24 protein-coding genes are annotated in these 26,168 nt (G+C 65.4%); 14 read left to right on the forward strand and 10 right to left on the reverse strand.

Annotated elements, in window-relative coordinates; all coding sequences use genetic code 11:
- Positions 1–65: 65 nt before the first annotated feature.
- Positions 66–269, reverse strand: coding sequence for a cold-shock protein (locus B7G54_RS22540; RefSeq protein WP_006478030.1), 204 nt, complete (start codon positions 267–269; stop codon positions 66–68).
- 545 nt (positions 270–814) lie between these two features.
- On the opposite strand from B7G54_RS22540, the gene clpS reads away from it, so the two are divergent.
- The 4 genes from clpS (at position 815) to B7G54_RS22565 (ending at position 5,813) form a co-directional block, all read left to right on the forward strand.
- Positions 815–1,129: an ATP-dependent Clp protease adapter ClpS gene (gene clpS, locus B7G54_RS22550; protein WP_006398529.1), complete on the forward strand. Its 315-nt coding sequence runs from the start codon at positions 815–817 to the stop codon at positions 1,127–1,129.
- The gene (clpA, locus tag B7G54_RS22555; RefSeq protein WP_085041097.1) at positions 1,126–3,426 is read left to right on the forward strand and encodes an ATP-dependent Clp protease ATP-binding subunit ClpA; all 2,301 of its coding nucleotides are present in this window, start codon (positions 1,126–1,128) and stop codon (positions 3,424–3,426) included. The genes clpS and clpA overlap by 4 nt, the downstream gene beginning before the upstream one ends.
- 76 nt (positions 3,427–3,502) lie before the next feature.
- A complete protein-coding gene (locus B7G54_RS22560; RefSeq protein WP_085041098.1) occupies positions 3,503–4,906 on the forward strand; it encodes an amino acid permease in 1,404 nt (467 codons plus the stop codon).
- Between the two features lie 136 nt (positions 4,907–5,042).
- Positions 5,043–5,813 carry a COG4705 family protein gene (locus B7G54_RS22565; RefSeq protein WP_085041099.1) on the forward strand — a complete coding sequence of 257 codons (771 nt, stop codon included), beginning with the start codon at positions 5,043–5,045 and terminating at the stop codon, positions 5,811–5,813.
- Between the two features lie 51 nt (positions 5,814–5,864).
- On the opposite strand, the gene dut is transcribed toward B7G54_RS22565, so the two are convergent.
- From dut to B7G54_RS22590, 5 genes are all read right to left on the reverse strand, one after another.
- Positions 5,865–6,311 (reverse strand): dUTP diphosphatase, encoded by a 447-nt coding sequence (gene dut, locus B7G54_RS22570; protein ID WP_021160741.1) that lies wholly within the window; start codon positions 6,309–6,311, stop codon positions 5,865–5,867.
- A 55-nt stretch (positions 6,312–6,366) separates the two neighbouring features.
- Positions 6,367–7,578 carry a bifunctional phosphopantothenoylcysteine decarboxylase/phosphopantothenate--cysteine ligase CoaBC gene (gene coaBC / locus B7G54_RS22575; RefSeq protein ID WP_085041100.1) on the reverse strand — a complete coding sequence of 404 codons (1,212 nt, stop codon included), beginning with the start codon at positions 7,576–7,578 and terminating at the stop codon, positions 6,367–6,369.
- A 67-nt stretch (positions 7,579–7,645) separates the two neighbouring features.
- On the reverse strand, positions 7,646–8,146 hold the full coding sequence (gene lspA / locus B7G54_RS22580) for a signal peptidase II (RefSeq protein ID WP_085041101.1): 501 nt from the start codon (positions 8,144–8,146) through the stop codon (positions 7,646–7,648).
- A gap of 2 nt (positions 8,147–8,148) precedes the next feature.
- On the reverse strand, positions 8,149–10,986 hold the full coding sequence (gene ileS, locus B7G54_RS22585) for an isoleucine--tRNA ligase (RefSeq protein WP_085041102.1): 2,838 nt from the start codon (positions 10,984–10,986) through the stop codon (positions 8,149–8,151).
- A gap of 102 nt (positions 10,987–11,088) precedes the next feature.
- On the reverse strand, positions 11,089–12,081 hold the full coding sequence (locus tag B7G54_RS22590; protein WP_085041103.1) for a bifunctional riboflavin kinase/FAD synthetase: 993 nt from the start codon (positions 12,079–12,081) through the stop codon (positions 11,089–11,091).
- Positions 12,082–12,204: 123 nt separating this feature from the next.
- Between B7G54_RS22590 and purN the strand changes: the two genes are divergently transcribed.
- The 6 genes from purN (at position 12,205) to nadC (ending at position 19,218) form a co-directional block, all read left to right on the forward strand.
- Positions 12,205–12,867 carry a phosphoribosylglycinamide formyltransferase gene (gene purN, locus B7G54_RS22595; protein WP_011352958.1) on the forward strand — a complete coding sequence of 221 codons (663 nt, stop codon included), beginning with the start codon at positions 12,205–12,207 and terminating at the stop codon, positions 12,865–12,867.
- Positions 12,864–14,129: an RsmB/NOP family class I SAM-dependent RNA methyltransferase gene (locus B7G54_RS22600; protein WP_085041104.1), complete on the forward strand. Its 1,266-nt coding sequence runs from the start codon at positions 12,864–12,866 to the stop codon at positions 14,127–14,129. The genes purN and B7G54_RS22600 overlap by 4 nt, the downstream gene beginning before the upstream one ends.
- Before the next feature lie 18 nt (positions 14,130–14,147).
- A complete protein-coding gene (locus tag B7G54_RS22605; protein ID WP_085041105.1) occupies positions 14,148–15,530 on the forward strand; it encodes a mechanosensitive ion channel family protein in 1,383 nt (460 codons plus the stop codon).
- A 223-nt stretch (positions 15,531–15,753) separates the two neighbouring features.
- Positions 15,754–16,947 carry a DesA family fatty acid desaturase gene (locus tag B7G54_RS22610; protein ID WP_085041106.1) on the forward strand — a complete coding sequence of 398 codons (1,194 nt, stop codon included), beginning with the start codon at positions 15,754–15,756 and terminating at the stop codon, positions 16,945–16,947.
- A 256-nt stretch (positions 16,948–17,203) separates the two neighbouring features.
- Positions 17,204–18,340: a quinolinate synthase NadA gene (gene nadA, locus B7G54_RS22615; protein WP_085041107.1), complete on the forward strand. Its 1,137-nt coding sequence runs from the start codon at positions 17,204–17,206 to the stop codon at positions 18,338–18,340.
- Positions 18,337–19,218: a carboxylating nicotinate-nucleotide diphosphorylase gene (nadC, locus tag B7G54_RS22620; RefSeq protein ID WP_085041108.1), complete on the forward strand. Its 882-nt coding sequence runs from the start codon at positions 18,337–18,339 to the stop codon at positions 19,216–19,218. The genes nadA and nadC overlap by 4 nt, the downstream gene beginning before the upstream one ends.
- A gap of 88 nt (positions 19,219–19,306) precedes the next feature.
- Here nadC and nadB read toward each other — a convergent pair whose 3' ends face one another.
- From nadB to radC, 4 genes are all read right to left on the reverse strand, one after another.
- Positions 19,307–20,893, reverse strand: coding sequence for an L-aspartate oxidase (gene nadB, locus B7G54_RS22625; protein ID WP_046544591.1), 1,587 nt, complete (start codon positions 20,891–20,893; stop codon positions 19,307–19,309).
- Between the two features lie 160 nt (positions 20,894–21,053).
- On the reverse strand, positions 21,054–21,221 hold the full coding sequence (rpmG, locus tag B7G54_RS22630; RefSeq protein ID WP_006478046.1) for a 50S ribosomal protein L33: 168 nt from the start codon (positions 21,219–21,221) through the stop codon (positions 21,054–21,056).
- Positions 21,222–21,238: 17 nt separating this feature from the next.
- Positions 21,239–21,472 (reverse strand): 50S ribosomal protein L28, encoded by a 234-nt coding sequence (gene rpmB / locus B7G54_RS22635; protein WP_004186391.1) that lies wholly within the window; start codon positions 21,470–21,472, stop codon positions 21,239–21,241.
- Between the two features lie 237 nt (positions 21,473–21,709).
- The gene (radC, locus tag B7G54_RS22640; protein WP_085041109.1) at positions 21,710–22,483 is read right to left on the reverse strand and encodes a RadC family protein; all 774 of its coding nucleotides are present in this window, start codon (positions 22,481–22,483) and stop codon (positions 21,710–21,712) included.
- A 135-nt stretch (positions 22,484–22,618) separates the two neighbouring features.
- Here radC and B7G54_RS22645 point away from each other — a divergent pair, with 135 nt between their 5' ends.
- The 4 genes from B7G54_RS22645 to B7G54_RS22660 all read left to right on the forward strand — a co-directional run bounded on the left by B7G54_RS22645 (position 22,619) and on the right by B7G54_RS22660 (position 26,167).
- Complete coding sequence (locus tag B7G54_RS22645; protein ID WP_027786673.1) at positions 22,619–23,074, forward strand: FKBP-type peptidyl-prolyl cis-trans isomerase; 456 nt, start codon at positions 22,619–22,621, stop codon at positions 23,072–23,074.
- 2 nt (positions 23,075–23,076) lie between these two features.
- The gene (gene ispH / locus B7G54_RS22650; RefSeq protein WP_011352949.1) at positions 23,077–24,057 is read left to right on the forward strand and encodes a 4-hydroxy-3-methylbut-2-enyl diphosphate reductase; all 981 of its coding nucleotides are present in this window, start codon (positions 23,077–23,079) and stop codon (positions 24,055–24,057) included.
- Between the two features lie 204 nt (positions 24,058–24,261).
- Positions 24,262–25,005 (forward strand): amino acid-binding protein, encoded by a 744-nt coding sequence (locus B7G54_RS22655; protein ID WP_175130492.1) that lies wholly within the window; start codon positions 24,262–24,264, stop codon positions 25,003–25,005.
- A 211-nt stretch (positions 25,006–25,216) separates the two neighbouring features.
- Positions 25,217–26,167: a branched-chain amino acid ABC transporter permease gene (locus B7G54_RS22660; protein WP_011352947.1), complete on the forward strand. Its 951-nt coding sequence runs from the start codon at positions 25,217–25,219 to the stop codon at positions 26,165–26,167.
- Position 26,168: the final 1 nt, after the last annotated feature.

Below are 26,168 nucleotides of genomic sequence, written 5' to 3' on the forward strand. Positions count from 1 at the left end.
GCCGGCCTCAAAAAAAAGAAACCCGGCGCATAGCGCCGGGTTTCTTCGTTCGAAATCCGATGCCCTTATGCGGCCTGGATGTTCGACGCTTGCTTGCCCTTCGGTCCTTGAACGACGTCAAAGCTCACCTTCTGGCCTTCCTTCAGCGTCTTGAAGCCATTCATGGTGATAGCCGAGAAGTGCGCAAACAGATCCTCACCGCCCTCATCGGGAGTGATGAAACCGAAGCCCTTCGCGTCGTTGAACCACTTAACGATACCAGTTGCCATTTCCTACTTCCCCTGTCACACAGTCGCTGCTACTTACCACGAGCACGCTCGAAAAGCTAAACGACCGGAAAATGCAGCCGTTCCCCCCTCACAAGCTCACCTCGGCCTCTTTCGTTTTGCCAACCGGCAAATTGAAAAAAGTGCCAGCTTGATTGTTGGCGCTCTTTATTGGAGTGTCAAGTGGAATTTTTAGACGTTTAGAGGGTCGTTGTAAAGAACCCATTTTCAGGGTTTTTCCGGCTTTGCTTTGCAGCACGCGGCCAAGCGCGAGGACTTGAAAAGCCGCATAATCGGCTCATATACCAGGCTCGAGTGACACGCGTTCGAGTCGTCCCGGCTTGTGGGATACTGGATGCGGATACGACGTTCCGGTGCGGTTCCCCCTGACGGTTCGTGTTCCGCGCCACGCGTGAAAGCCGGCACCGCAGCCGGCTTTCGTATGGCGCGAAGAAGATCGCGTGTTCCGGGATTCCGGGGAGGGCGCCGGCCGGTCGGTCGGGTAATGGCAGGATTGCGGGCCTGTCCGAGTTGTTTAGAATGGGTGTATGGCGATTATCCCGGACAAGCAGGACAGCACCGTCCTGGAACGCAAGCAGCAGAAGCTCAAGCCGCCTTCGATGTACAAGGTGGTGCTGCTGAACGACGACTTCACGCCGATGGAATTCGTCGTGATGGTGGTCCAGGAGTATTTCAAGAAGGATCGCGAGACGGCCACGCAGATCATGCTGAAGGTCCATCGCGAAGGGCGAGGGGTTTGTGGGGTCTATACGCGGGACATCGCGTCGACCAAGGTTGAGCAAGTCGTTACCCATGCGCGGCAGGCCGGGCATCCGCTGCAGTGCGTGATGGAGGAAGCATGATTGCCCAGGAATTGGAAGTCAGCCTGCACATGGCGTTCATGGAAGCACGCCAGGCGCGCCATGAGTTCATTACGGTCGAGCATCTGCTGCTGGCCCTGCTGGATAATCCGACGGCAGCCGAGGTGTTGCGCGCGTGCGCGGCAAACATCGAGGACCTGCGTCAGAACCTGCGCAATTTCATCCACGACAACACACCTACCGTCCCGGGCACCGACGATGTCGATACCCAGCCGACGCTCGGTTTCCAGCGCGTGATCCAGCGCGCGATCATGCACGTCCAGTCGACGTCGAACGGCAAGAAGGAAGTCACCGGCGCGAACGTGCTGGTCGCGATCTTCGGCGAGAAGGATTCGCACGCCGTCTACTACCTGCAGCAGCAGGGCGTCACACGTCTCGACGTCGTGAACTTCATTTCGCACGGCATCGCGAAGACGAACAGCGGCGAAGCCGCGAAGTCGGCCGACGCGAACGCGGAAAGCGAAGACGCGAACGCGCAGAAGGAAACGCCGCTCGCGCAATTCACGCAGAACCTGAACCAGATGGCGAAGGACGGCCGCATCGACCCGCTGATCGGTCGCGAGCCCGAGGTCGAGCGCGTGGTCCAGGTGCTGTGCCGCCGCCGCAAGAACAATCCGCTGCTCGTCGGCGAGGCCGGCGTCGGCAAGACCGCGATCGCGGAAGGGCTCGCCTATCGCATCACGCGCGGTGAAGTGCCGGACATCCTCGCGAATGCGCAGGTCTACTCGCTCGACATGGGCGCGCTGCTCGCGGGCACCAAGTACCGCGGCGATTTCGAGCAACGTCTCAAGACGGTGCTGAAAGAGCTGAAGGAGCGTCCGCACGCGATCCTGTTCATCGACGAGATCCATACGCTGATCGGCGCGGGCGCCGCGTCGGGCGGCACGCTCGATGCGTCGAACCTGCTGAAGCCGGCGCTGTCGTCGGGCGTGCTGAAGTGCATCGGCGCGACGACCTTCACCGAGTATCGCGGCATCTTCGAGAAGGATGCGGCGCTGTCGCGGCGCTTCCAGAAGGTCGACGTGACGGAGCCGACCGTCGAGCAGACCGTCGCGATCCTGCGCGGGCTGAAGTCGCGCTTCGAGGAGCATCACGGCGTCAAGTATTCGTCGGGCGCACTGTCGGCCGCGGCCGAACTGTCGGCGCGCTTCATCACCGACCGTCACCTGCCGGACAAGGCGATCGACGTGATCGACGAAGCGGGTGCCGCCCAGCGCATCCTGCCGAAGTCGAAGCAGAAGAAGACGATCGGCAAGAGCGAGATCGAGGAAATCATCTCGAAGATTGCGCGTGTGCCGCCGCAGAGCGTGTCGCAGGACGACCGCAGCAAGCTGCAGACGCTCGACCGCGACCTGAAGAGCGTCGTGTTCGGCCAGGATCCGGCGATCGACGCGCTGGCGGCCTCGATCAAGATGGCGCGCGCGGGGCTCGGCAAGATGGACAAGCCGATCGGTGCGTTCCTGTTCTCCGGCCCGACGGGCGTCGGCAAGACCGAAGTGGCGCGCCAGCTCGCGTTCACGCTCGGCATCGAGCTGATCCGCTTCGACATGTCGGAATACATGGAGCGTCATGCGGTGAGCCGCCTGATCGGCGCGCCGCCGGGCTACGTCGGGTTCGACCAGGGCGGCCTGCTGACCGAAGCCGTCACGAAGAAGCCGCACTGCGTGCTGCTGCTCGACGAAATCGAGAAGGCGCATCCGGACATCTTCAACGTGCTGCTGCAGGTGATGGACCACGGCACGCTGACGGACAACAACGGCCGCAAGGCGGATTTCCGCAACGTCATCATCATCATGACGACGAACGCGGGCGCCGAGTCGATGCAGAAGGCGACGATCGGCTTCACGACGCGCCGCGAAACGGGCGACGAGATGACCGACATCAAGCGTCTGTTCACGCCGGAGTTCCGCAACCGCCTGGATTCGATCATCAGCTTCCGCTCGCTCGATGAGGAAATCATCATGCGCGTGGTCGACAAGTTCCTGATCCAGCTCGAGGAACAGCTGCACGAGAAGAAGGTCGACGCGCTCTTCACCGACGCGTTGCGCAAGCATCTCGCGAAGCACGGCTTCGACCCGCTGATGGGCGCGCGGCCGATGCAGCGGCTGATCCAGGACACGATCCGTCGCGCGCTGGCCGACGAGCTGTTGTTCGGCAAGCTCGTCAACGGCGGCCACGTGACGGTCGATGTCGACGAAAACGACAAGGTGCAGTTGTCGTTCGACAAGCTGGCGAATCCGCCGCACAAGCCGAACGAAGAGACGGTCGAAGTCGAGTAAGCGATAATTCGTTGTTCATGCGAACGGCGCGGGAAGTTCTCCGCGCCGTTTCGTTTTATCTGGCGCCGGCGGCGCGATGGTGGTGCAGGGGAGTGGCAAGGCAGTGACACAACAACGGACGTTCGACGACATCGTCGCGCGCGAACAGGGTTTGCGCCATGCGCTGACGTCAGGGCAGATGGCGATGATCGCGATCGGCGGCGCGATCGGCACGGGGCTGTTCCTCGGCAGCGGGTTCGCGATCGGGCTCGCCGGCCCGAGCGTGCTGCTCTCGTATGCGATCGGCGCGCTGATCGCGCTGCTGCTGATGGGTGCGCTCGCGGAAATGACGGTCGCGCATCCGACGGCCGGCTCGTTCGGCGCGTATGCCGAGCACTATGTCGGCCCGCTCGCGGGCTTCCTGGTGCGCTATGCGTACTGGTTCGCGGTCGTGTTTGCGATCGGCACCGAGATCAGCGCGATCGCCGTGTTCATGAAGTACTGGTTCCCGGCCGTGCCCGGCTGGTACTGGGTGATCGGCTTCTCTGCGCTGCTGATCGCCGTGAACCTCGCGAGCGTCACCCTGTACGGCACGGTCGAATACGCGTTCTCGCTGCTGAAGATCGCGGCGATCGTCGTGTTCATCCTGCTCGGCGCCTATCTCGTGTGGTCGGCACCGGCCGCATCGGGCATCGGTTTCGCGAACTACACCGTGCACGGCGGCTTCATGCCGAAAGGGCCATGGGGCACCTGGGTCGCGGTGATCGTCGCGATCTTCAGCTACATGAGCATCGAAGCCGTCGCGATCGCGGCCGGCGAGGCGCGCGATCCGCAGCACGCGGTCACGCGCGCGTTCCGCTCGACCGTGTTCCGGCTCGTGCTGTTCTACCTGCTGACGCTGTCGTTGATGCTCGCGATCGTGCCGTGGACGCAGGCCGGCACCGACGAAAGCCCGTTCGTGAAGGTGATGGCCGCGACCCACGTGCCGTATGCGGCGGGCGTGATCAACTTCGTGCTGCTGATCGCGGCGCTGTCGGCGATGAACAGCCAGCTCTACGTGACGACGCGGATGATGTTCAGCCTGTCGCGCGCACGGCTCGCGCCCGCGGTGTTCGGCCGGCTCGGCACGAACGGCGTGCCACGCGCGGCACTGTGGATCTCGACGAGCGGCGTCGCTGTCGCGGCCGTGCTGGTCGCGCTGGCGCCCGACACCGCGTTCACCGTGATGATGGCGATCGCGATGTTCGGCGCGCTGTTCACGTGGCTGATGATCTTCGTCACGCACCTGCGCTTCCGTTCGCGGTATCGCGGCCCCGCGCTCGCGTTCCGGATGTGGGGGCACCCGTTCGGCAGCCTGCTCGGTGCGGTGCTCGTCGCGGCGATCCTGTTCACGACCGCGTTCACGCGCGAATTCCGGATGACGATGGTGGTTGGCGTCGTGTTCGTCGTGCTGCTCACGCTCGCATACGCGCTGCATTACCGGCACGAACACGCTCGTTGAAGGTGCCGGGGCGGCCGCCCGCTCCGTTCTCCCGCTCGCTAAGGTTCCGTTAAGCCCGCGGCGACTACATTCGATCCTGTCTGCAAGGCAGGCCGGCCCGCGCCGGCCCGCCGCTTTCCTGCAAAAAGGGGTTCGAATGAACAAACTGCCCGAAATCACGCTCGCGTTCTGGATCATGAAGATCTGCGCGACGACGCTTGGCGAGACCGGCGGCGACCTGCTGTCGATGACGTTGAACGTCGGCTACGCGGTGAGTTCCATCCTGTTGTTCGGCTTCTTTCTCGTGACGCTGGGCGCGCAGCTCAGGACGACACGCTATCGCCCGGCGATCTACTGGGCCGTGATCGTCGCGACGAGCACGGCCGGTACGACGATGTCCGACTTCATGGACCGCACGCTCGGCCTCGGCTATGCGGCCGGCTCGTCGATCCTCGTCGCGATCCTGCTGGCGATCTTCGCGGTGTGGCGCCTCAGCGGCGAATCGCTGTCGGTCGACCTGATCCGCACGCGCAAGGTCGAACTGCTGTACTGGATCGCGATCCTGTTCTCGAACACGCTCGGCACCGCGCTCGGCGATTTCCTCGCGGACAGCTCGGGGCTCGGCTTCGGCGGCGGCGCGCTGCTGATCGGCGGGCTGCTCGCGGTGATCGTGCTTGCCCACTATTTCACGCGGATCTCGGGCGTGCTGCTGTTCTGGGCCGCGTTCGTGCTCACGCGTCCGTTCGGCGCGACGGTCGGTGACCTGCTGACGAAGCCGGTTGCGAAGGGTGGCCTCGCGCTCGGCACGGTCGGTTCGTCTGCCGTGCTGCTCGGCGTGCTGGTCGCGATGGTGATCTACGCGATCGTGGCGCAGGCGCGGCAGCGCGACCTGACGCCCGCGCGGATCGTGCAAGCCGTCAAGGAATGATGGCGGAGGAAAAGAAAAAAGGGCCGCGAGGCCCTTTTTTCGTTGCGCCGTTCAGTGACGGCCGGTGCTGCCGAAGCCGCCCTCGCCACGATCGCTTTCGGCGAAGTCGTCGACGATGTTGAACTGCGCCTGCACGACCGGCACGATCACGAGCTGGGCGAGCCGTTCGAACGGGTTCAGCACGAACTCGGTCTGGCCGCGGTTCCACGTCGAGACCATCAGTTGGCCCTGGTAATCGGAATCGATCAGGCCGACGAGGTTGCCGAGCACGATGCCATGCTTGTGGCCGAGGCCCGAGCGCGGCAGGATCAGCGCCGCGTAGCCGGGATCGGCGAGATGGATCGCGAGGCCGGTCGGCACGAGCGTCGTTTCGCCCGGCTGCAGCGTGACCGGTGCATCGAGGCACGCGCGCAGGTCGAGGCCCGCGCTGCCGGTGGTCGCGTAGGCGGGCAGGTAGTCGCGCATGCGCGCGTCGAGAATCTTCAGGTCGAGTTTCATGCGGTCGTCGAATGGATCGGGAAGGGCGCGGCAGCGAGCGCTGCCGCGCGGGAGATCAGATCAGGTGGTTGTCGGGCACGCGCTTCGCGATTTCCGCGACGAGCGTGTGCGCGAGTTCGTCCTTCGGTGCGCGCGCCAGGCGCGTGAGGCCGGCGGCCTCGAACAGCACGACTTCGTTGTCGTCGCGACCGAACGTCAGCGGGCCGAGGTTGCCGACGAGCAGCGGCACGTTCTTGCGTTTGCGCTTCTCGTCGCCGTGCACGTCGAGGTCGCCGCTTTCGGCCGCGAACCCGACGCAGAACGGCGGATCGGGCAGTGCCGCGACCGACGCGAGGATGTCGGGGTTCTCGACGAATGCCAGTGCGGGCACCTTGTGGTCGGCCGTCTTCTTCATCTTGTGCTCGGCCGGCTGGGCGACGCGCCAGTCGGCGACCGCGGCCACCGCGATGAAGATGTCGGCATCGGCGACGGCATGCATGACCGCGTCGTACATCTGCTGCGCCGTCTGCACGTCCTGGCGGTACACGCCCCACGGCGTGTCGAGCGCCACCGGCCCCGCGACGAGATGCACGTCGGCGCCGGCCTGCTGTGCGGCGCGCGCGAGCGCGAAGCCCATCTTGCCGCTCGAGCGGTTCGTGAGGCCGCGCACCGGGTCGAGCGGTTCGAACGTCGGGCCGGCCGTGATCAGCACGCGCCGGTGCGCAAGCACCTTCGGCGCAAAGTGCGCGACGATCGCTTCATAGATCGCCTCGGGCTCGAGCATGCGTCCGTCGCCGACTTCGCCGCACGCCTGCGCACCCGAATCCGGGCCGAGCACCGACACGCCGTCCGCGCGCAGTTGCGCTGCGTTGCGCTGCGTGGCCGGGTTCTGCCACATCTGGCGGTTCATCGCGGGAACGACGAGCAGCGGGCAATCGCGCGCGATGCACAGCGTCGACAGCAGGTCGTCCGCGAACCCGTGCGCGAGCTTCGCGAGGAAATCCGTCGACGCGGGTGCGATCACGATCGCGTCGGCTTCGCGCGACAGGTCGATGTGCGCCATGTTGTTGTCGATGCGCGCGTCCCACTGGCTCGTATAGACGGGCCGGCCCGACAGCGCCTGCATCGTGACGGGCGTGATGAACTGGGTGGCGGCTTCGGTCATCGCGACCTGTACGGTCGCGCCGGCCTTCGTGAGCAGCCGGGTGAGCTCGGCGATCTTGTAGCAGGCGATGCCGCCGGTCAGGCCGAGAACGAGGTGTTTTCCAGCAAGTTCTGCGTGTGCCAACTCAGGCCTCCAAGGGTCGAACGGAACGGCCGGCGCGAAGCCGGCCGTCGACGCCGAGTATGCGCGCTTAGCGCGAGCCGCGCACGCGACGCAGTTCGTCGTAGATCAGCAGCACTGCACCGACCGTGATCGCGGAATCGGCGAGGTTGAACGCCGGGAAGTGCCAGGCGCCGAGATGGAAATCGAGGAAGTCGATCACGTGGCCGTAGACGAGCCGGTCGATCACGTTGCCGAGTGCGCCGCCGAGGATCAGTGCGAGCGACAGGCTGAACAGCCGCTGCTGGCCGTGACGCTTCAACAGGAAGCAGATCACGAGCGTCGCGGCGATGCCGAGCGCGGTGAACGCCCAGCGCTGCCAGCCGCCCGCGGTCGACAGGAAGCCGAACGCGGCGCCGCGGTTGTACACCAGCACGAGGTTGAAGAACGACGTCAGCTCGTGCTGCGCGCCGTACACGAACGTTTTCAGGATCGCGATCTTCGACAGCTGGTCGAACAGGATCACGATCAGCGAAATGCCGAGCCAGGGCGCAAGCGCGCCACTGGCCGGTTTCGACAGGGTTTTCGCCATAGTTAAGCAGCGCTCCGGATTTCGCCGTTTTCGAACAGGTTGGAGAAGCAGCGGCCGCACAGCGTCGGATGGTCGGCGTGTGCGCCGACATCTTCACGGTAGTGCCAGCAGCGCTCGCACTTCTGGTACTTCGACGCGGCCACGTCGACGCTTTCCTGCGCTTCGTCGTCGACCTTGACGACCGTCGCCGCCGACGTGATCAGCACGAACTTGAGATCGTCGCCGAGGCTCGTGAGCGCGTCGTAGCGTGCGCCGCTCGCGTGCACGGCGACTTCGGCCTGCAGCGACGAACCGATGCGGTTCGCGGTGCGCGCTTCCTCGAGCGCCTTCGTCACGTTGCCGCGCACATCGCGCAGCAGCGCCCACTTCTCGATCAGCGCGGCCGAGCCGGCGACTTCCGGGTACGCGTAGTAGGTTTCCGTGAAGATCGTGTCGCTGGCCGGCTGGAACACCTTCCATGCTTCTTCCGCCGTGAACGACAGGAACGGCGCGAGCACGCGCAGCAGGCCGTGCGTCAGGTGGTACAGCGCCGTCTGCGCGGAGCGGCGGGCGCGCGAATCGGCCGCGCTCGTGTACAGGCGGTCCTTCAGCACGTCGAGGTAGAAGCCGCCGAGATCTTCCGAGCAGTACGTCTGCAGCTTCGCGACGACCGGGTGGAATTCGTACTTCTCGTAGTGGCCGAGCAGTTCCGTCTGCAGTTGCTGCGAGAACGCGACCGCATAGCGGTCGATCTCGAGCCATTCCTCAACCGGCACCGCGTGCTGCGCGAAGTCGAAGTCCGACAGGTTCGCGAGCAGGAAGCGCAGCGTGTTGCGGATGCGGCGATAGCCTTCCGTCACGCGCTTCAGGATTTCCTCGGAGATCGCGAGCTCGCCCGAATAGTCGGTCGACGCGATCCACAGGCGGATGATTTCCGCGCCGAGACGGTTCGCGACTTCATGCGGGTCGATGCCGTTGCCGAGCGACTTGCTCATCTTGCGGCCTTCGCCGTCGACCGTGAAGCCGTGCGTGAGCAGGCCCTTGTACGGCGCGCGGCCATCGATCATCGAGGCCGTGAGCAGCGACGAGTGGAACCAGCCGCGATGCTGGTCCGAGCCTTCGAGGTAGAGGTCGGCCGGGAACTGCAGCTGATCCTTGTGCGAGCCGCGCAGCACGTGCCAGTGCGTCGTGCCCGAGTCGAACCACACGTCGAGCGTGTCGCGGTTCTTTTCGTACAGGTTCGCGTCGTCGCCGATCAGCTCGCGCGGGTCGAGCGTCTGCCACGCCTCGATGCCCGACTGCTCGACGCGCTTCGCGACTTCCTCGAGCAGCTCGAGCGTGCGCGGGTGCAGCTCGCCGGTTTCCTTGTGCACGAAGAAGGCCATCGGCACGCCCCACTGGCGCTGGCGCGACAGCGTCCAGTCGGGACGGTTCGCGATCATGCTGAACAGGCGCTGCTTGCCCCACGACGGGTAGAACGCGGTCGCGTCGACGCCTTCGAGCGCCGTTTCGCGCAACGTCTTGCCGCCTTCGCGCGGCGTCACGTCCATGCCGGCGAACCACTGCGACGTCGCGCGGTAGATGATCGGCGTCTTGTGGCGCCAGCAGTGCATGTAGCTGTGCGTGTACTTCTCGCTGCGCAGCAGCGAGCCGGCCGCGTTCAGCGCGTCGACGATCTTCGGGTTCGCGTCCCAGATCGACAGGCCGCCGAACAGCGGCAGCGATTCGATATAGCGGCCGTCGCCCATCACCGGGTTGATGAAGTCCGAGTCGGTCATCCCGTGCGCCTTGCAGGACACGAAGTCTTCGATACCGTACGCGGGCGACGAGTGCACGACACCGGTACCGGTGTCGGTCGTCACGTAGTCGCCGAGGTAGACGGGCGCGGTGCGCTTGTAGCCAGGGTGGGCCGACGCGAGCGGGTGGTGGAAGCGCAGGTTCGCGAGCTTCACGCCCGGCGTGGTCGCAACGACGCGTCCCGTCAGCTTGAAGTCGGCCATGCAGGCTTCGACGCGCTCTTCCGCGATGATCAGCAGCCCGCGCTCGGTGTCGACCAGCGCGTAGACGATTTCCGGATGGAGGTTCAGCGCCTGGTTCGCCGGGATCGTCCATGGCGTGGTGGTCCAGATCACGATGCCGCCTTCGGCGCGCGGCAGTGCCGGCAGGCCGAACGCCTGGGCGGTCTTTTCCGGTTCCGCGAACGCGAACATCACGTCGATCGTCGGATCGGTGCGGTCCTTGTACTCGACTTCCGCTTCGGCGAGCGCCGAGCCGCAGTCGAAGCACCAGTTCACCGGCTTCAGCCCGCGATATACGTAGCCCTTCTCGATGATCTTGCCGAGCGCGCGGATCTCTTCCGCCTCGTTGACGAAGTTCATCGTCTTGTACGGATTCGCCCAGTCGCCGAGCACGCCGAGACGCTTGAAACCGACCTTCTGCTTCTCGATCTGCTCGGTCGCGTACGCGCGTGCCTTGCTCATCACTTCGGCCGCCGGCAGCGACTTGCCGAACTGCTTCTCGATCTGGATCTCGATCGGCATCCCGTGGCAATCCCAGCCGGGCACGTACGGCGCATCGAAGCCGGCCATGTTGCGCGACTTGACGACGATGTCCTTCAGGATCTTGTTGACGGCGTGGCCGAGGTGGATATCGCCGTTCGCATACGGCGGGCCGTCGTGCAGGATGAATTTCGGACGGCCAGCGCTGGCCGCGCGGATCTTCTCGTAGAGGCCGCGCTCTTCCCATTCCTTGACCCACTGCGGCTCGCGCTTGGGCAGGTCGCCGCGCATCGGGAACGGCGTGTCGAGCAGGTTGACCGGATACTTGGCCTGCGGTTTCGAATCGGCTTTCTTGTTGCTCATGATGGGATCGCTATCTAAATCGGGGGACGCGCGAGCGTCGTGAATCGGGTAGGCGCGCGAGTGAGCGGCGCGAGGGTGCGGCGCCAGGCGCCGCCGTCCGGATCAGCTAATTCGGTCGGTGGCCGACGTCGAGAAGCCCGTGGCGCGGCTGCCCGGCGCACGGTCGCGCTCGATGAAGTACGCGCGCGCATTGGCGACGTCCAGCGCGATCGCGCGCGACAGCGCCTCGAGATCGTCGAATTTCGCCTCGTCGCGCAGCTTCTTCAGGAATTCGACGCGGATGAGCTTGCCGTACGCATCGCCGTGCCAGTCGAGCAGGTGGACTTCGAGCAGCACGCGGCCCGAATCGTCGACGGTCGGGCGCAGGCCGAGGCTGGCGACGCCCGGCAGCGGGGCGGGGCCGAGGCCGTGCACCTGCACGACGAAGATGCCCGCGAGCGCCGGCCGCTTGTGTGCGATCGGCAGGTTCAGCGTCGGGAAGCCGAGGTCGCGGCCGAGCTTCAGCCCGTGCGCGACGTGGCCGCTGATCGCATAGCCGTGGCCGAGCGCCTGCGCGGCCGCGTCGAGGTTGCCGGCCGCGAGCGCGGCGCGCACGCCCGAGCTCGAGATGCGCGTGCCGTCGCTGCCGGCCACCGTACCCATCTGCTCGACCTCGAAGCCGTACTGCGCGCCGGCCGCCTTCAGCGTGTCGAAGGTGCCTGCGCGCTTCGCGCCGTAGCAGAAATCGTCGCCGACCATCATCCAGCGCGTGTGCAGCCCGTTCACCAGCGTGCGTTCGACGAACGCCTGCGGCGACTGGCTCGCGAACGTGTGGTTGAAGTGCTCGACGACCACGCGGTCGACACCGTGATCGCGCAGCGCCTCGAGCTTGTCGCGCAGCATCGCGATGCGCGGCGGCGCGCCGGCCGGGTTGAAGAATTCGCGCGGGTGCGGCTCGAACGTCATCACGCACACGGGCAGGCCGCGCGCGTCCGCTGCCGCGCGCACGCGCGCGAGCAGGGCCTGGTGGCCGCGATGGACACCGTCGAAGTTGCCGATCGTCAGCGCGCACGGGGCGCGGCTCTCGGCGTTGGGCAGGCCGCGGAAGACTTTCACGATAGCGGATGCAGCGTCGGGGGAATGGGCGGTGGGATGCCGCAAAGCAGAAGATTATAAACGTTCGGGCGGGCCGGCGGCCGAGAAGGCGGGAAACGCGGGGGCGAATGGTAAAATTCGCGGATGAAAAAACTCGTGATCCTGATTTCCGGTCGCGGCAGCAACATGGAGGCCATCGTCCGCGCGTGCGCGCAGGAACGCTGGCCGGCCGAGATTGCCGCCGTGATCGCCAACCGGCCCGATGCGGCCGGGCTGGCTTTTGCCGCGTCGCACGGGGTGGCGACGGCGGTGGTCGACCACCGGTCGTTCGACGGCCGCGACAGCTTCGACGCGGCGCTCGCCGCCGAGATCGACCGTTTCGCCCCCGATCTCGTTGTCCTCGCCGGCTTCATGCGCATCCTCACGCCCGCATTCGTCAGACGATACGAAGGCCGGCTGCTGAACATCCATCCGTCGCTGCTGCCGAGCTTCAAGGGCATCCACACGCATCAGCAGGCGCTCGATGCGGGTGTCGCGCTGCATGGCGCGAGCGTGCATTTCGTGATTCCCGAGCTCGACAGCGGCGCGATCGTCGCGCAGGGCGCGGTGCCCGTGCGCGCGGGCGACGACGCCGCCGCGCTCGCGCAGCGTGTGCTGACGGTCGAGCATGTGCTGTATCCGCGCGCGGTGCGCTGGTTCATCGAGGGGCGTCTGCGCCTCGAGAACGGCCGTGCAGTGGTGGCGCCGGAAGAGGCGCGCTGGATTTTCGCGGATCAACCGCATACCGAAACGAGTGAGGGCGTATGAAACTGCACGGATTCCTGATCGGCCAGACCGAGACTTTGCTGGCCGAGGTGCTGAAGTTCGCCGGCCCCGCCGACGCGACGACGAGCCGGTTCTTCCGCGCGCACCCGAAGCTCGGGCATGCCGAGCGCGGCGTGATCGCCGAGGCCGTATTCGCGGTGCTGCGCCGGAAGATGGAGTTTTCGCACCTCGCCGAGAGCGGCACGGGCACGCCTGCGCGGCGCCTCACGCTGCTCGGCCTGATGCAGACGGTCGGCCGCAATTCGCTGAAGCCGTTCCTGTCCGACACCGAGTCCGCATGGCTCGAGCACGTATCGAAGATCGATCCCGCGAGCCTGCCGGTGCGCATCCGCACGAACCTGCCCGACTGGATCCACCAGGCATTGTCGGCCCGTTTCGACGCCGACGAGCTCGCGCAGCTCGCGGCCGCGCTGAACTACCCGGCGCCGCTCGACCTGCGTGCCAACGCCCAGAAGGCGACGCGCGACCAGGTGATCGAAGCGCTGCGCGTGAGCGGCATCGATGCGGGCGCGACGCCGTTCGCGCCGTTCGGCGTGCGCGTGGTCGGCAAGCCGGCGCTGACGCGCCTGAAGCTGTTCGAGGAAGGCGCGATCGAGGTGCAGGACGAAGGCAGCCAGCTGCTGTGCTCGCTGGTCGCGCCGCGCCGCGGCGAGATGGTCGTCGATTTCTGCGCTGGAGCGGGCGGCAAGACGCTCGCGCTGGGCGCGATGATGCGCTCGACCGGGCGCCTCTATGCGTTCGACGTGTCCGAGAAGCGCCTCGCGAAGCTGAAGCCTCGCCTCGCGCGCAGCGGGCTGTCGAACGTGAACCCCGTGCTGATCGACAGCGAGCACGACGCGAAGATCAAGCGGCTTGCCGGCAAGATCGACCGCGTGCTGGTCGATGCGCCGTGCAGCGGCCTCGGCACGCTGCGCCGCAATCCGGACCTGAAGTGGCGCCAGACGCGCACGGCGATCGACGAGCTGACGCCGAAGCAGGCGTCGATCCTCGCGAGCGCCGCACGCCTGGTGAAGAAGGGCGGCCGCCTTGTCTACGCCACCTGCAGCGTGCTCGATGCGGAGAACGAACGCATCGTCGAACAGTTCCTGGCCGACCATCCCGAGTTCGTGCTGGTACCGGCGCAGAAGGTGCTGGATGACCAGCGCATCGAGATCGAGACGGGCGACTACCTGTCGCTGTGGCCGCACCGTCACGCGACCGATGGCTTCTTCGCCGCGGTGCTCGAACGGCGCGCTGCGCAGTAACGGCGGGCCGGACGGACGATGGAGAATCTGCAGAGCCGCCTGCTGTCGCACCGGCTGGCGTCGGTCATCCGCGATTTCCACCAGCCGGTGATGATCTGGCAGGCGGCGATCCTCATTGGGGCGCTGTGCTTCGCGTGGGTGGCCGCGCGCTTCGTGCACGGCCGGATCGATGCGCGCCGCCGGGCGGCCGGACGCGCGCCCGGCGCGGGCGCGCACAGCCTGAAGCGCGCGTTGTTCCCGCTGTTCGGCGGCATTTTCGTGGGCGGCGCGCAGCTCGCGTTCGACCCGTTCATGTCGACGTCGCTGCTGTCGCTCGCGCTCGTGCCGCTGTTCGGCATCGGGCTGATCTACGTGCTGTTTTTCTTTGCGCGGCGCGTGTTCGCGCGCGACGGCCACACGCATGCGTGGCTGTCGATCGTCGAGAAGATCGTGTCGACGGTCGTGTGGGCCGCGATGGTGCTGACCGTGCTCGGCATCCAGCGCGACGTGCTCGGCTGGCTCGACAGCGTGCAGTTCCGTGTCGCCAACGCGCACCTCACGCTGCTGTCGGTGATTTCCGGCGCGCTGTGGGTGTGCGTGACGCTGATGGTCGCGATGTGGCTCGGCTCGGTGCTCGAGGATCGCCTCACGCGCGCGAGCACGCTCGACGCGAACCTGAAGGTCGTGCTGTCGCGGGTCGGCCGCGCGCTGCTCGTGTTTGCGGCGATCCTGATCGGGCTGTCGCTGGTCGGGATCGACGTGACGGTGCTCGGCGTGTTCGGCGGTGCGGTGGGCGTCGGCCTCGGTTTCGGGCTGCAGAAGATCGCCAGCAACTACGTGTCGGGCTTCATCATCCTGCTCGACCGCTCATTGCGGCTCGGCGACGCGATCAGCGTCGGCGGGCTGCAGGGCATCGTCACGCAGATCCGCACACGCTACACGGTCGTGCGCGGACTCGACGGCAACGAGACGCTGATTCCGAACGAGAAGCTGATCACGGACGTCGTGCAGAACCAGTCGTCGTACCTGACGCGGGGTTACGCGAAGGTCGCGGTGCAGGTGGCGTACACGAGCGATGTCGAGCATGCGCTCACGTTGCTTGCCGATGCCGCGAAGGGCGTGCCGCGCGTGCTGACGGAGCCCGCTCCGACCCCGTATCTGGTGAGTTTCGGCGCAGACGGGATCGACCTGGAGCTCGGTTTCTGGATCGAGGATTCGGCGAAAGGCACGTCCGGCGTGCGTTCGGCCGTGAACCGCAACATCTGGCGGCTGTTCGGCGAGCACGGGATTTCGATTCCGTTCCCGCAGCGCGAAGTGCGCGTCGTCGGGTTGCCCGACGGCTTTCCCGCCGCGGGCGCGACGGCGGGGCGCGATCCGGCGGCCGGCAACGGCGCGGTGGACGGGCGCGCGCCGGCCGCGTAGCACATACCGGTCGCCGATCGTATCGACCCCGCGGCCGGAACCGGATCGCGGGCCTTTCCGAGTCCGCCCATGGACTGCACTTGTTGCGTCAGGGCAAGAAAATATTCATTTTTTACAAAGACTTGGAACGGTTGAAGTAAAATTCTGGTCTACACGCGGTATGCTTTCATTTTTCTGACGCTTGGCGCGGGCCGGCGTCGCTCTCTCTTCACGGGTAACTGCCTTGTTGAATTCCCTGCTCGATTTTCTTTCCCACGGGCTCCTGCATTTTTCGTGGTGGCAGGTCGCGTTGTTTGCGCTCGCCGTCACGCACGTCACGATCATCGGCGTGACGGTCTACCTGCACCGCTGCCAGGCGCACCGCGCGCTCGAGCTGCATCCGATCGCGAGCCACTTCTTCCGCCTCTGGCTGTGGATGACGACCGGCATGCTGACGGGCCAGTGGGCCGCGATTCACCGCAAGCACCACGCGAAGTGCGAGACCGAGGAAGATCCGCACAGCCCGCAGACGCGCGGCATCTGGAAGGTGTTCCTCGAAGGCGCCGAGCTGTATCGCGCGGAAGCGAAGAATGAAGAGACGATGCGCAAGTTCGGTCACGGCACGCCGAACGACTGGCTCGAACGCAATCTCTATTCGAAATACCCGATTCTCGGCATCAGCATGATGATGGTGATCGACGTCGCGCTGTTCGGCGTGATCGGCCTGACCGTGTGGGCCGTGCAGATGGTCTGGATTCCGTTCTGGGCGGCTGGCGTCGTCAACGGCTTCGGTCACTTCTGGGGGTATCGCAACTTCAACTCGGCAGACGCGAGCACGAACCTGTTCCCGTGGGGCATCGTGATCGGCGGCGAAGAGCTGCACAACAACCACCACACGTTCGCGACCTCGGCGAAGCTGTCGAACAAGTGGTACGAGTTCGACATCGGCTGGATGTACATCCGCATCATGTCGGCGTTCGGTCTTGCAAAGGTGAAGAAGGTTGCGCCGACGCCGCGCCTGAACAAGCCGAAGACGGTGCTCGACCAGGAAACGCTGCAGGCCGTGCTGTCGAACCGCTACGAAGTGATGGCGCGCTACGGCAAGGCCGTGAAGCGTGCGTACCGCCAGGAACTCGCGCACCTGAAGGAAATCGGCGGCGAGAGATACCAGATGATGCGTGGCGCGCGCAAGTGGTTCCACAAGGATGCCGACGGCCTCGACGAGCCGCAGAAGAAGCTGCTGCCGGAAATCTTCGCGAACAGCCAGAAGCTGCAAACGTACTTCCAGCTGCGCCAGGATCTCGCCGCGATCTGGGATCGTTCGACCGCGTCGCGCGAACAGCTTCTCGCGCAATTACAGGATTGGTGCCATCGCGCAGAACAAAGCGGCATCAAGGCGCTGCAGGAATTTGCGACGCGCCTGCGCCGCTACGCCTGATTCGAAATCGATTAGAATCTAAGGACGTCAAAAACCCCGCGTTGGCGGGGTTTTTTTATTTGGGCCGCCGGTTTTTGAAGGGTGATCGGTAAGGCCGGATTTGTATGCGGCTTGGAGCAGTGCGGAAGTGTTGTTCCGGGGCGAGATCAGGGGATGGGATCGGAGTTGGTGCTGAAGCGTTAGCTCCGATCGACCGCGAAGCATGGGATCGGAGTAAGCGCTGAAGCGCTAACTCCGATCGACAGGAGATATCGAGATGCAATCGACGATCAAACCCGTCGAGTACGACCGGCCCGTCGCAGCAGGGACCGTGTGCGGCGTGGGGCAGGCATGGGCCAAGGTGCCCGACGCACCGTCCGCCGAAGAGCGTGCTGCACTGAAGGCGCGCATCAAGGCATTGCTCGTGCGTGAAAAGGCCGTGCTGGTCGCGCACTACTACGTCGACGCCGAATTGCAGGCGCTCGCCGACGAAACGGGCGGCTGCGTCGCCGATTCGCTCGAAATGGCCCGCTTCGGCCGCGATCACGACGCGCAGACGCTGGTCGTCGCCGGCGTGCGCTTCATGGGCGAAACCGCGAAGATCCTGAGCCCGAACAAGCGGATCCTGATGCCCGACCTCGACGCGACCTGCTCGCTCGACCTCGGCTGCCCGGTCGACGAATTCTCGGCGTTCTGCGACGCGCATCCCGATCGCACGGTCGTCGTCTATGCGAATACCAGCGCCGCCGTGAAGGCGCGCGCGGACTGGATGGTCACGTCGTCGATCGGCCTCGAGATCGTGGCCGACCTGCACGCGCGCGGCGAGAAGATCATCTGGGCACCGGATCGTCATCTCGGCAGCTACATCCAGAAGAAGACCGGCGCGGACATGCTGCTCTGGCAAGGCTCGTGCCTCGTTCACGACGAATTCAAGGGCATCGAACTCGACCTGCTGCGCGCCGAATATCCGGACGCGAAGGTGCTCGTCCACCCCGAATCGCCGGAAAACGTCGTCGCGCAGGCCGATGTGGTTGGCTCGACCACGCAGCTGATCGACGCGGCGGTCAAGCTCGACGCGACGCGCTTCATCGTCGCGACCGATCTCGGCATCCTGCACAAGATGCAGCTTGCCGCGCCCGGCAAGACCTTCATCGCCGCGCCGACGGCCGGCAACAGCGCCACCTGCAAGAGCTGCGCACATTGCCCGTGGATGGCGATGAACGGCCTCGCGAACCTCGCCGACGTGCTCGAGCGCGGTCAGAACGAAATCTTCGTCGATCCTGCGATCGGCGAGCGCGCACGCCTGCCGATCGACCGGATGCTCGATTTCGCGGCCGCGCACAAGAAGCGCGTACAGGCGAGCGGTGATCTGCAGCGCGATCAGCAATTGTTTGCGAACGTGGGGGCTGCATGAGCCAGGCCGTATCCCCGCTGTTCGACATCGTCCGCGAGCAATATGGCGCGGCATTCGACGACGCGATCGCGCGCAACGTGGCCGATGCGATCGCAGAAGACGTCGGCACCGGCGACCAGACCGGGCGGCTCGTGCCGGCCGGCGAGCGTCGCCGTGCACGCATCATCGTGCGCGAGGAAGCCGTGCTGTGCGGCGTGCCGTGGTTCGAGGCCGTAATCGCCCGGATCGATCCGGCGATCGTCGTGCAGTGGCGTTATCGTGAAGGCGACCGGATGGCGCCCGATTCGACCGTCTGCGAACTCGAAGGGCCAGCGCGCGCGCTGCTGACGGCCGAGCGCAACGGGTTGAACTTCCTGCAACTGCTGTCGGGCGTCGCGACCGCGACGCGCCGTTACGTCGATCGCGTCGAAGGCACGCGCGCAAAGATCCTCGATACGCGCAAGACGCTGCCGGGCTTGCGGCTCGCGCAGAAGTACGCGGTGCGCGTCGGCGGCGGCGAGAACCAGCGTCTCGCGCTGTACGACGGCATTCTGATCAAGGAAAACCACATCGCAGCGGCAGGCGGCGTCGGCGAGGCGCTCGATGCGGCGTTCGCGCTGGAGTCGGGTGTGCCCGTGCAGGTCGAAGTCGAGACGCTTGCGCAACTCGATACGGCGCTCGCGCATCGCGCGCAGTCGGTGCTGCTCGACAACTTCACGCTCGACATGATGCGTGAAGCGGTGCGCGTGGCGAACGGCAAGGCCGTGCTCGAAGTGTCGGGCGGCGTCAATCTCGATACGGTGCGTGCGTTCGCGGAAACGGGTGTCGACCGCATCTCGATCGGCGCGCTGACGAAGGACGTACGCGCGACGGACTATTCGATGCGGATCGTCGACTGAACGAACGCCATCGATCGGACAAAAAAGCCGTTGGCGCGCAAACGCCAACGGCTTTTTTCCTGTGCGGCCGCCGGGGAGGGCGTGCCGCTCAGCGACGCGCGCGCGGAGTCAGCACGCTCGGCAGTGCCTTCGGCAGCGAATTCGGCCAGTCGCGGCTGTAGTGCAGCCCGCGGCTTTCGCGGCGCGAGTGCGCGCTCTTCACGATCAACGTCGCCACGTCGACGAGGTTGCGCAGTTCGAGCAGGTCGCGCGTCACGCGGAAGTTCGCGTAGTACTCCTGGATCTCGTCGCGCAGTAGCGACAGCCGGTGCTTCGCGCGTTCGAGGCGCTTGTCGGTACGCACGATGCCGACGTAGTTCCACATCAGGCGGCGCAGTTCGTCCCAGTTGTGTGCAACGACGACCTCTTCGTCCGCATCCGATACGCGGCTTTCGTCCCACGCGGGCAGCGTGGCCGGCGTTTCGGCATCGAAGCCGGCCGCCTCGATCGCCTCGGCCGCCGCGCGGCCGATCACGAGGCATTCAAGCAGCGAATTGCTTGCGAGCCGGTTCGCGCCGTGGAGCCCCGTGTACGACGTTTCGCCGACCGCATACAGGCCTGCGAGATCGGTGCGCCCGGCGAGGTCGGTGACGACGCCGCCGCACGTGTAGTGCGCGGCCGGCACGACCGGAATCGGCTCTTTCGCGATGTCGATGCCGAATTCGAGGCAGCGTGCGTGGATCGTCGGGAAGTGTTCGCGCAGGAACGCTTCCGGCTGATGGCTGATGTCGAGATACACGCAGTCGATCCCGCGCTTCTTGATCTCGAAGTCGATCGCGCGCGCGACGATGTCGCGCGGGGCGAGTTCGGCGCGCGGATCGTGTGCGGGCATGAAACGCGTGCCGTCGGGCAGCTTCAGCAGGCCGCCTTCGCCGCGCACGGCCTCCGAAATCAGGAACGACTTCGCATATGGATGGAACAGGCAGGTCGGGTGGAACTGGATGAATTCCATGTTCGACACGCGGCAGCCCGCGCGCCACGCCATCGCGATGCCGTCGCCGGTCGCGGTGTCGGGATTCGTCGTGTACAGGTAGACCTTGCCGGCGCCGCCCGTTGCGAGCACCGTATGCGGCGCTTCGATCGTGATCGTGCGGTCGTTGTCGACGTCGAGCGCATACAGGCCATGACAGCGGCGGCCGGGCAGGCCGAGCCGGTCCGACGTGATCAGGTCGATCGCGTGGTGGTTTTCGAAGAACGTGATGTTCGGGTGCTGGCGCGCACGCGCCGACAGCGTCGCGAGCACCGCATGGCCGGTCGCGTCGGCCGCGTGGATGATCCGGCGGTGGCTGTGGCCGCCTTCGCGCGTGAGGTGGAAGCCGAGCTCGGCTGCGTCGTCCTTCGTGAACGGCACGCCCTGCGAGATCAGCCATTCGATCGCTTCGCGGCCGTGCTCGACGATGTAGCGCGTCGCGCCTTCGTCGCATAAGCCGCCACCGGCGACCAGCGTGTCGTCGACGTGGTTCTCGATGCTGTCCGCCGAATCGAGGACAGCCGCGATGCCGCCTTGCGCGTTATCGCTCGCGCCCTCCATCATCGACCGCTTCGCGATCAGTGCGACGCGTCGCGTGCTGGCCAGATTGAGTGCGACCGACAGCCCTGCCAGGCCGCTGCCGACGATCGCCACGTCGAATTTCATGCTGCATCTCCATCGTTACGCTTTTGATCTTGTACGTTCCGGCGACCGTGGCCGCGGAAAGGGGAGAGCATACCGCGTCGCGCCGGAGCGTGCGCGCAAAACAAAAAGCCCCGCATGCGCGGGGCTTTTCGGTCGCCGTCAGGCTAGCAGAAACCGGAGATTACTTGATCTTGGTTTCTTTGTATTCCACATGCTTGCGGACGACGGGATCGAACTTCTTGATCGCCATCTTTTCCGGCATGTTGCGCTTGTTCTTCGTGGTCGTGTAGAAATGACCCGTACCAGCGGTCGACTCAAGCTTGATCTTGTCGCGTGCGCCTTTTGCCATGATTGTGCTCCTTGGGCTTAGGCTTCGCCGCGTGCGCGCAGGTCAGCGAGCACGGAATCGATGCCGTTCTTGTCGATCAGGCGCAGGCCGGCGTTCGAGACGCGCAGGCGCACCCAGCGGTTTTCGCTCTCTACCCAGAACCGGCGGTTTTGCAGGTTCGGCAGGAAGCGGCGCTTCGTCTTGTTGTTGGCGTGGGAAACGTTGTTGCCGCTCATCGGCGCTTTCCCAGTTACTTGGCATACGCGTGCCATGAGAGCACTCCTAATACGCTAAATTCGGGGTTCGATCGCCGATGAAGGTTCCATCGCACCGCCACGTGATCCATGGCTGCACTCAGAACGCCGAAGCCCTTACAGACAAGGCCCTTCGATGGCTAGAACTGGTTGGAAAAAAGACAGACGGCGATTCTAGCAGAAAAAGTTCAGAAAAATCAAACCTAATTTCGCTTCACCGTTGCGACGCCCTCAGGCGGGCCGCAACCGCACAGTCTACAACCAACCGGCCCGTGCGAACGAAAAAGTATCGCTGGTGCCGATAACGACGTGATCGAGCAGCCGCACGTCGACGAGGGCGAGCGCGTCGTGCAGCACGCGGGTCAGGCGGCGATCTTCCGCGCTTGGCTGCACCGCGCCCGACGGATGGTTGTGCGCGACGATCAGCGCCGCGGCGTTGTGCGCCATCGCGCGGCGCACGATTTCGCGCGGATAGACGGCCATGCGCGTCAGCGAGCCGCGCGTGATTTCCTCCGTTTCGATCAGGCCGTGGCGCGCGTCGAGGAATACCGCCGCGAACACTTCGTACGGGCGCGCGCCGATCTCCAGCCGCAGATAGTCCTCGACCGCGCCGGGCGAATCGATCTGCTTCTTCTCGCGGGCCTTCTCCTTCAGCATGCGTCGCGCGATCTCGATGACCGCAACCAGCCGCGCGGAACGCGCGGGGCCGATGCCGGGGTGCGCCTCGAAATCGTCGGTGGTTGCCTCGAGCAGCCCGCGCAACGTCTTGAACTGCCCGACCAGCGCGCGGGCGGTGACGAATACATCGTGCCCGGGCTTGCCCGTGCCGAGCAGCAAGGCAATCAGTTCGTCGTCGGTCAGCGCGGCCGGCCCGCGCTCCAGCAATCGCTCGCGCGGCCGCTCGGGCCGCCAGCCGCCCGGGCGGCGCTTGCGCTTGCGGATCGGGAGGACGCGACCGGGCGGATCGGCCGGCGGATCGGCGGTGTCGCGGCATTCGACGGCCGGCAGGGCGAGGCAGGGTGACAGCATGCTTGAAACTCCAATGGCGGCGGGCAGTGTGCGCGACGTCGTCGCACTTTCCGCCTTGCGCGCTCAGGTGACTTACAATATTGGCTTTGCGCCGGGCCTTTCGGCCGTATCGGGCGCCGACTGAACGAGTAATTCATGAGCCTCATCGATCTATCCGAAGTGAAGCCCGGTTCCCACGTCACGTTGCATTACCGGCTGGCACTGGCCGACGGTGCCGACATCGTCAACACCTTCACCGACAAGCCGGCCACGCTGCTGCTCGGCGCGGGGCAACTGGCGCCGTCGCTGGAACAGATTCTGATCGGGCTCAGGGTCGGCGACCATTCGACTTTTCAGCTAACGCCCGAACAGGGGTTCGGTCCCCGCAATCCCGACATGCTCCAGCGTGTAACGCTGTCGACGCTGCGAGAGAACGGGATGGTCGGCGACGATTTCACACCGGGCGAACTGATCGAGTTCAACGCGCCGGACGGCGGCCGATACGCGGGGGTGCTGAAGGAAGTCAGCGAGACCTCGGCACTGTTCGACTTCAATCATCCGCTCGCGGGCCAAGCGCTCACGTTCGAAGTGAAAATCATCGGAATCCTGTAATCATGAGCACCACCGATACGCTGTCCGGGCAGACCGTCGCAGCCGATGCCGAAATCCTGCTGGCCCAGCCGCGCGGCTTCTGCGCGGGCGTCGATCGCGCGATCGAGATCGTCGAGCGCGCAATCGCGATGCACGGTGCGCCCATCTACGTTCGTCACGAGATCGTCCACAACAAGTACGTGGTCGAGGATCTGAAGAAGAAAGGCGCAATCTTCGTCGAGGAACTCGAGGAAGTGCCGGCCGGCAATACCGTGATCTTCAGCGCACATGGCGTGTCGAAGGCAGTGCGCGACGAGGCCGACGTGCGCGGGTTGCGCATTTACGATGCGACCTGCCCGCTCGTCACGAAAGTGCACGTCGAGGTGGCGAAGATGCGCCAGGACGGCGTCGACATCGTCATGATCGGGCACAAGGGCCATCCGGAAGTCGAGGGCACGATGGGGCAGGTCGAACGCGGCATGCATCTCGTCGAGAGCGTCGAGGACGTGCAGAAGCTCGAGCTCGCCGATCCCGAGCGCATCGCGCTCGTCACGCAGACGACGCTGTCCGTCGACGACGCAGCCGAGATCATCGGAGCGCTGAAGGCCAAGTATCCGAAGATCCGCGAGCCGAAGAAGCAGGACATCTGCTACGCGACGCAGAACCGCCAGGACGCGGTGAAGTTCATGGCGCCGCAGTGCGATGTCGTGATCGTCGTCGGCAGCCCGAACAGCTCGAATTCGAGCCGCCTGCGCGAAGTGGCCGAGAAGCGCGGTGTGGACGCGTACATGGTCGATGCGCCCGACCAGATCGATCCGGCATGGGTCGCGGGCAAGCGCCGCATCGGTGTGACGGCGGGCGCGTCGGCGCCCGAAGTGCTCGCCCAGGCCGTGATCGCGCGGCTGCGCGAGCTCGGGGTGCGCAACGTCCGCGCGCTCGACGGCATCGAGGAAAACGTGTCGTTTCCGCTGCCGCGCGGGTTGAACCTGCCGCCCGCTGCCTGATTGACGCATCGCACCCACGGAACACCGAAGCGCGCCTCCCGGCGCGCTTTTTTTTGGCCCGCCGGAATTGCAATCGCAACCATTATTCGCACCCATGGTGCAACCGGGTTGCTCCGCGCGCGCTCAAGCGTCTCTCAAAATTGGTTGCAATGCAGGAAAACCCCATCGAATCAGGATTATTGGCGTCCTATAAATGGAGTTACAATGCGCCCGTTTTCAGGCCGGAATGGCTTTGAAATCGGGTTTTGGCAAGGCGCGGGAGACCAATCAATGCATGCGAAGTTGGCTAACGCCATGTCCGTCGCCGCACCGGTTGCAATGTTTGCCGGTTGCAGCAAAAAGAGCGACGGCGGGGCGGGGAGGGAGGCTGCGGTATTCGCGGCACCGTCGGCCAGTGGCGTGCGCGTCGCCGGAACCGGTCGTGCGGCATCGTTCGCGTGCCGCATCGCGCAATTGGGCAAGGACAAGGAAAACGGGGCACGTTTGGCGATCGAGGAAATCAACGCGCTTGGCCTGGCGAACGGTCAGGCAGCGGGCACGCAGGTTGCAATACAGCAGGCCGCCGGTCGTGGCGCGACAGCGACCGCGCGCGCCGATCGACGCAAGCCGGCCATGGTGCCCGGCGATGCGGGTAGCGTGCCGATGCTGCCGGCCCCCTTTCATTTCGATTCGACGAAACAGCGCATTGCCGCGAGCAACGATGTCGCGGCGTGCGGTCTGGTTCGTACGATGGATTCCGACGCAGTCCTGACGAATGTCGGGCGCGGCGTTCGCGGTGCCTTGCGAGGCAACGCGGCAAGGAATCCGATCTGCCCGGGTGCGGGGCTTGCCTCGCACCGGACGGAAAAAGGCACGGATGCCGGGCAACCGGACGATGGCCGTCTCGGCATGCTGCCCCACGACTTCAAGGAGGCTACGAACACCGTCCTCGATGTCGTGACGATTTAGCGACGGGACTCATGACGGCACCGGAACAGTGCGGTGCCGTTTTTGTATCCGCTCCGGCGGCAGGTCCGGCCGTACAGGCCGGGCGGCGCGCGCCGGGACGATCCACCCTTACCGGTATCGACTAGTACCCGCAGTGTCGCCGAGAAGGCGCGATTCCTCGCTTACCCGCGGGGCGCAACGTCCTCCGGCAGCACGGGCCAAGGAGCTTTAAATGGATATTTTCGTCCAGCAGGTTCTCAACGGGCTGGTGCTCGGCAGTGTCTACGCCATCATCGCGTTGGGCTACACGATGGTGTACGGCATTCTCGGCATCATCAACTTCGCGCACGGCGACGTGCTGATGATCGGCGCGATGGTCGCCCTGTCGGCCATCACCGTGCTGCAGAACCATTTTCCCGGACTCGGCAACGTCGCGACGCTGACGATCGGCCTGGGCATCGCCGCAGTCGTCTGTGCATTCGTCGGCTTCACGATCGAGCGGGTCGCCTACCGGCCGCTGCGTCGCGCCCCGCGCCTCGCCCCGCTGATCACCGCCATCGGCGTGTCGATCCTGCTGCAGACCGCCGCGATGATCATCTGGTCGCGCAACCCGCTGCCGTTCCCGCAATTGCTGCCGACCGATCCGATCAACGTGATCAAGGCCACCGACACGACGCCCGGCGCCGTGATCTCGGTCACTGAAATCGTGATCATCGCGGTGGCGTTCATCGTGATGGCCGGCCTGCTGCTGCTCGTGCACAAGACCAAGCTCGGCCGCGCGATGCGCGCGATCGCCGAAAGCCCGAACACCGCGAGCCTGATGGGCGTGAACCCGAACTTCGTGATCTCCGCGACGTTCATGATCGGCTCCGCGCTTGCTGCGCTGGCCGGCGTGATGATTGCGTCCGAATACGGCAACGTGCACTTCTACATGGGCTTCATCCCCGGCATGAAGGCATTCACGGCCGCGGTGCTGGGCGGGATCGGCAACCTCGGCGGTGCGATGGTCGGCGGCGTGCTGCTCGGCCTGATCGAGCAGCTCGGGGCCGGCTACATCGGCAACCTCACGGGCGGCGTATTCGGCAGTAACTACCAGGACGTGTTCGCCTTCATCGTGCTGATCATCGTGCTGGTGTTCCGTCCGTCCGGCCTGCTGGGCGAACGTGTCGCGGATCGCGCGTAAC

Origin of the sequence: Burkholderia puraquae (assembly GCF_002099195.1) — a bacterium.
GTDB classification, from domain to species: domain Bacteria; phylum Pseudomonadota; class Gammaproteobacteria; order Burkholderiales; family Burkholderiaceae; genus Burkholderia; species Burkholderia puraquae.